Origin of the sequence: Nostoc sp. CHAB 5715, assembly GCF_020829685.1 — a bacterium.
Lineage (GTDB): Bacteria > Cyanobacteriota > Cyanobacteriia > Cyanobacteriales > Nostocaceae > Nostoc.
Map to the genome: position 1 here is coordinate 1 of NZ_JAIVFR010000488.1, position 5561 is coordinate 5561.

Below are 5561 nucleotides of genomic sequence, written 5' to 3' on the forward strand. Positions count from 1 at the left end.
TTAAAAACCTGAAGATAAAAGCTCAAGCTTTTGGCTTAGAACTCATCCCTATTTGTGACTCAACGCAAAGTGTTTCTGTTTTTAATCATTGTTATACAAAAGTCTGATGTTAAGTCTGTTTCCCAGAACGATCGCAAAAGTTTTCGGTATACTGACTGTAAAAGTTGGCGATTTCCCCAAATAAAAACTTTCAAGAAGTCGCCTGATCACTGAGGGGAATGATTGATGCAAGCTCCAGTAGATTTTGCCGACATCACAGCGTCAACTCCAACGCTTTTAACCGTGACTGCCGAATACCAAGCCATTCAGACGCAGTTTAACCAGGCTCAAACCTCTGAGCAACGAAAAGCTGTTTTTCAGCAGTGGGATGCTTTGCGACGCAGACTTAGTACGTGGAGAGAACTTACGCAACTGCACTTTCACCAAGACACGCAAAACCCAGAGTACAAAGCTGCCTTGGACTATTGCAGCGAACTTTCGCCTTCTCTGACTGCCCAAGAAGTAGACCTAAAACGGCAACTGATCCACAGCCCTGATCGCGCTGAACTAGAACAAAGTTTGGGAAGGCAAGCCTTTTTGTTGTGGGAAGCAGACATCACGACTTTTGAAAGAGCAATCGCAGCAGATTTAGTCGAAGAATCTAAACTTACCAATGAATACACCGAACTGATCGCCTCGGCAAAGCTAGCCTTCCAGGGTGAGCAGGTGAATTTATCGGGTTTGCAACCCTATCTGCAAAGTAAAAATCGAGATATTCGCCACCAGGCAGAACAGTGTCGCTGGCAGTTTTTTGAGCAGAATCAAGACCGCTTTGATCAACTGTTTGATCAGTTGGTGAAACTGCGCGATCGCATGGCAAAAAAATTGGGTTCGGAAAACTACATTGCGCTAGGATATCGCCGAATGCGACGGGTGGATTACGATCAAACCGATGTCGAACGCTATCGAGATCAAGTCGTTCAGGAGGTCGTGCCCTTAGCGATCGAGCTAATTCAGCAACAGGCTCAACGGCTCAACATAGACACTGTGTATTTCTGGGATGAGTCCGTCTTTGATGCCCAAGGAAGTCCAGCTCCAATTGGCGATCATGACTGGATGCTGGAACGGGCGCAAGAAATGTTTGATGCCATGAATCCATCGTTAGGTGACTTTTTCGGCATGATGGTTGAGCGGCATTTACTGGATTTACAAAACCGTCCTAGAAAGGCAGGAGGCGGATTCTGTACAAGCTTCCCAACCTATGACGTTCCCTACGTGTTTGCAAATTTCAATGGTACAAAAAACGACGTGCAAGTGTTTGCTCACGAGATTGGTCACGCCTTCCAAATGTGGCAAAGTCGCCATTTGCCAGTTTTTGATTACCTGTGGCCCACCCAAGAATCGTGTGAAATTCACTCTATGAGCTTAGAGTTTCTCACCGGCCCGCAGATGGAAAAGTTTTTCGGTGATCAAGCTGATCGATTTCGCTCTCAGCATCTAGCCGGGACGATTCTGTTTCTGCCTTATGGCGTGGCAGTCGATCATTTTCAGCATTTGGTCTATGCGAACCCAGAAGCAACCCCACAAGAACGACATCAAATGTGGCAACAGATGGAAGCTCGTTATCTGCCTTGGCGTCAATATGGAGATTTGAACTACCTCAACAAAGGCGGACTCTGGCAAGACAAACAGCACATCTATTGTTCACCGTTCTACTACATTGATTACACCTTGGCAGGGTGTTGTGCGTTGCAGTTTTGGGTCAAAGCCCAAGAAGATTATTCGCAAGCGTTGGCGGAGTACATTGCATTATGCGATCGCGGGGGTTCTGCGTCCTTTCGAGAATTAGTGCGATCGGCAAATCTCATTTCTCCGTTTGAACCTGGGGCACTTACTCAAGTTGTTGAAAAAGTGCGTCAGACTTTAAAGGCTGGGTGATTGAAAAATCTCTGAAGAAACATGGGTGTAGGGGTGTAAGGGGAGCCAGCGCAGCAGGGGTTCTTCGCTCCAGCTCAAAGGGTGACGTAATTCTTCTACCATCTCCCAACACCAATGTTCTTCTCCTTGTCGCTCAATTACTCGCAGTGGAATAGGTGGAACATTTTCTAAGGAAAATTGTGGCTGATTTTGATTGTTAGTAACTATTTTTACTCTTAACCGTGAATGCCTCAGTTGTAGCCAAGCCAGAGCTTCAGTTAATAAAGCAATGGTAAATGACCCTTTAATATCCTCAACTCGATAAGTGAAAAGACTCAAGCCCAACGAACCAGGTTGAGAGTATTCCCGTTTATCTGGCGTAGGGTAAAGTGGACTATAGACTTGCAAAAGTCCTACATTAGTTTTAGGTGAAGCGAAAGCCGAAAGATAAAACTCTTGCCCCTCACAAAGCATTAATATCTGGCGAGTAGAGGGTTTTTGATAGCCCGATCGCTTACCATTAGTCTCTAATGGTATAAGTCCAAAAAAATCTGCATAAAACGATGCTAGGGCGTGGTCAGAGGTGATGAAGCTAGAGTGAGTTCCTTCGCTTACCGATAGTGGAGAACTCGGATCAACTGTGCCGTAGCCAGGACGATTGTAATTATATCGCTGGAAAAATGCCTGTCGGGTTTCACAACCAATCACAAACATTTCCCTCACACCAACAAAGCGATTATATAAGCCAGTTCCCTCATTACCTGTAGCTTCAATAGCCCGAACTGGTTCTGTATAAATCCAGTCACCCCCATTGGCTTTGTCGTCGGTAAATGCATCGGCGATCGCATAAATATCTTTCGTCAGAGATGCAAACCATCGGCTACCGACAACAACAGGCAAAGTGTCACCTAAACCTTCATTGCGAGGTTGTTTCCACCACATCACCCGCACTAATCCATGATCTGCCGAGTTGCCGTTTTGTAGTCGTATAGATGTCAAATCCGACTCATGTCCGTAGAGTAACCCTGCTTGTTCTGCCCAAAGTTCTCCCCTGTTAACTTCTCGATAACCGAACTCCGCCCAATATTTCAGAGTAGCTTCAATATCCTATAAAACATGAATCTGGCGATGGCAGGCAGAACAAATATTTGCTGTTGGGCCTGGGTCTTGTTTTTTGCGTTTGGTATTTTGTTGTGGAACTAAGTGATGGACAGTCAAAGATTCCATCTCTCTTTGGCAGAGTTGGCATTGCTTGTGTTGATTATTTGACACCTGATGAATGATAAAACCCTATCTAATATCATAGCGATTACTAAACTAGGGCTAATCAACTCAACATAAAACTGCCCTGGAGTTAATCCAGAGCAGTTTTTGATAGAAGTAGATTATATAGGAGACTCTTATTGTTGTCCCCGGTTTATGCATAGTAAATACCGTTATATAATACTCTTCACCTCAAGTTTCGTACTTTACGCAAAAAACGAATAATCTTGAAGTTGGTATTATAAAGTGTAGAGGTCAGCATCAGCTAGCGTATCACAGAGGGCATCCGCGACTTTGAACTTCTTCCTTGGCGGGACACAGGACATGGCTGCTGGTGATGGGGTGCCCAGTAAGGAAATCTGGGGATGAAGGAAGTAGCGATTGCTATTACGGGGCGTTGTCCATCGTCTCCCCAATCGATTCTCACGAGTATTGCCGAAAGTTTTACTGATGTAGTGGTATTGGAGTGATGAGTGACGTGTTTGGGGAAAATTTGGGATCAAGACTCGTTTTACAAGCTCTTTTAGGCTGATGCACCACTAAGACAGTTAAGTTAAATTGCTAATGAAATCATATCCCTGCCTAATTCCCAGATTTAGGTGTAAATTCAGGTTAAGACTGCGGATTTTGGCGAATCCCTAACAAATTTCCGTCAATATCCTTGAAAGTGGATAATTGCACTCCGTGACCGACATCGGTAATTGGCCCAACTGAGACTCCTTTTTCAGTCAGGCTTTGACGAGCAGTAACTATATCGTTGACAACAAAGGTATTAACGGTATTACCTGGTTCAACTGAGTTACTCAAGTTCAATCCGATTGCAAAGCGTGGAATATCAGGAAAACTAAACTGTCTCCAGCTAGGTGTGTCATATTTTTCTTGAGGAACTAACCCAAGCTTGGACTTGTACCACTCGGCACTAGCTTCAAGATTAGTAACGTCTAGTTTAGTGACAAAACTATATTCACCAAAAGTGTTTTTCAATGTCATATTCTACTGTGCTAATCCAGAACTTTTCTAATATAGCTATCTATTATAAGCTCACAGGGATATATGCTTGAAAACTCTTAAAATCTTTATCAGTTGTCATAATATACCAACCACGACGAGCGGCTACTGAACAGAGTAAAAAATCAGTGTTAGCTCCTTGAATGCCATTTGTACGACAAGTATTGTAGAACTCAGCAGCTAACTCGTAGTCTTCGATAGTTAGCTCTAAATCACTAAAGGCACGCAGCGCATCTCTCAATCGAGTAAACTGTTGGGTATAACGAACTCCTGAAAGCACCTCTTGCCTGACAGCACCTAGTAAAACGACTCGCTCATCAACGATTAGCTCACGCAGTTGATTGACAATAGGTGCTGCTTGTAGTGAAGTATTACGCCGTAGTGCTAACGACCATACAGAAGTATCTACAACAACTTTCATTGCTGGTGTCGCTGTTGTTTGTAATTATAATTTTCGTCGTAATCGATTTTCCCAAACAAGTCCAGTACCTTCATTTGTTGACGACGTTGTACGTATTCACGTAAAGCTTGTTCGACCACATCACGTTCAGTTTGTTCAGTTTGTTGATGACTAACAGCTAAAGCTTGTTGAACTAATGCTTCGTCGATTTGGAGATTAATTGTCATGCACTTTTATTTGAGAAAGCAGACTAGCTAAACTTAATAAACGCAAAAATCAAAGTACACTTCCTTAGTGTTGCAGACTAACTTCAGTTAGGCTAATGAACATACAGTGCCTTACGTTGCACTTCTACAAAATTTTAACTCATTTTCATTTTAACTAAAACTTGTAAAAGATAACAGATTCAGATAACTGAAATATTGCTGCGTTTGCGATCACTGTGTTGATTTTGGGCATTTTAAAATAGTGTTTACTGAATACAGCCATGTTTAAAGGATTTAGTCACCCAAAGAAGAAAGCAGTGCTTGAAGACAATGAACTGACTACAGGCATTGTACAGCACCCAGTTACTCTTCGTTGGCAGACTTGGATATCATTTACTGGTCATGATATCGGGTGCATTACTGCCCATAATCAGCGAGAGGATGCTAATAAAATAGCTAAACAGATAGCTGATGCTTGGAGTAAGGGAAAATATCAAACCCAAGAAGAGGTAACAGCTTTTATTAAATCTTTGCCTACTGATGGTGTCATAGATCCATTGCCCCAAAGTATTGTAATGCAATTGAGTCAGCAAGCATTAAGCGCCAGGAAGTAATTAAAGCCAACGCTCCAAATTGAATCATCCATCCAGCCGCACTTACAATCCCAATGCAACCTTGAGGTCTAGCTCCGGTCAAATAAAAAACTAATCCAGCCGGGCTGACACCTGCTTGGAAAACCAAAGCAGTTGCTGATCTTTGATTCCAGCTTTCATTAATCCGTTAACAGT

General features: G+C 43.0%; 7 protein-coding genes. 2 read left to right on the plus strand and 5 right to left on the minus strand.

Features of this window, described 5'->3' with window-relative positions; genetic code table 11:
* Positions 1–225: 225 nt before the first annotated feature.
* Positions 226–1917 (plus strand): M3 family oligoendopeptidase, encoded by a 1692-nt coding sequence (locus LC574_RS23985; RefSeq protein ID WP_229456065.1) that lies wholly within the window; start codon positions 226–228, stop codon positions 1915–1917.
* Here the strand turns inward: LC574_RS23985 and LC574_RS23990 are convergent.
* The 5 genes from LC574_RS23990 to LC574_RS24010 all read right to left on the minus strand — a co-directional run bounded on the left by LC574_RS23990 (position 1903) and on the right by LC574_RS24010 (position 4794).
* Positions 1903–2895 carry a hypothetical protein gene (locus tag LC574_RS23990; protein ID WP_229456066.1) on the minus strand — a complete coding sequence of 331 codons (993 nt, stop codon included), beginning with the start codon at positions 2893–2895 and terminating at the stop codon, positions 1903–1905. The two genes, LC574_RS23985 and LC574_RS23990, sit on opposite strands and share 15 nt — an antisense overlap.
* A gap of 108 nt (positions 2896–3003) precedes the next feature.
* Positions 3004–3168, minus strand: coding sequence for an HNH endonuclease (locus LC574_RS23995; RefSeq protein WP_229456067.1), 165 nt, complete (start codon positions 3166–3168; stop codon positions 3004–3006).
* A 603-nt stretch (positions 3169–3771) separates the two neighbouring features.
* Complete coding sequence (locus LC574_RS24000) at positions 3772–4149, minus strand: VOC family protein (RefSeq protein WP_229456068.1); 378 nt, start codon at positions 4147–4149, stop codon at positions 3772–3774.
* Positions 4150–4192: 43 nt separating this feature from the next.
* Positions 4193–4588, minus strand: a complete 396-nt coding sequence (locus LC574_RS24005; RefSeq protein WP_229456069.1) for a PIN domain-containing protein — start codon at positions 4586–4588, stop codon at positions 4193–4195.
* Positions 4585–4794, minus strand: a complete 210-nt coding sequence (locus tag LC574_RS24010; protein WP_229456070.1) for a type II toxin-antitoxin system VapB family antitoxin — start codon at positions 4792–4794, stop codon at positions 4585–4587. Before LC574_RS24010 ends, LC574_RS24005 begins: the two co-directional genes overlap by 4 nt.
* Positions 4795–5090: 296 nt before the next feature.
* Between LC574_RS24010 and LC574_RS24015 the strand changes: the two genes are divergently transcribed.
* Entirely contained in the window at positions 5091–5387 is a 297-nt protein-coding gene (locus LC574_RS24015; RefSeq protein ID WP_229456071.1) for a hypothetical protein, read from the plus strand.
* Positions 5388–5561: the final 174 nt, after the last annotated feature.

What these genes read in the sequence shown, in the direction of transcription:
- LC574_RS23985 (WP_229456065.1), top strand. Translation starts at nt 226, where the DNA reads ATGCAAGCTCCAGTAGATTTTGCCGACATCACAGCGTCAACTCCAACG.
- LC574_RS24000 (WP_229456068.1), bottom strand. Translation starts at nt 4,149, where the DNA reads ATGACATTGAAAAACACTTTTGGTGAATATAGTTTTGTCACTAAACTA.
- LC574_RS24010 (WP_229456070.1), bottom strand. Translation starts at nt 4,794, where the DNA reads ATGACAATTAATCTCCAAATCGACGAAGCATTAGTTCAACAAGCTTTA.
- LC574_RS24005 (WP_229456069.1), bottom strand. Translation starts at nt 4,588, where the DNA reads ATGAAAGTTGTTGTAGATACTTCTGTATGGTCGTTAGCACTACGGCGT.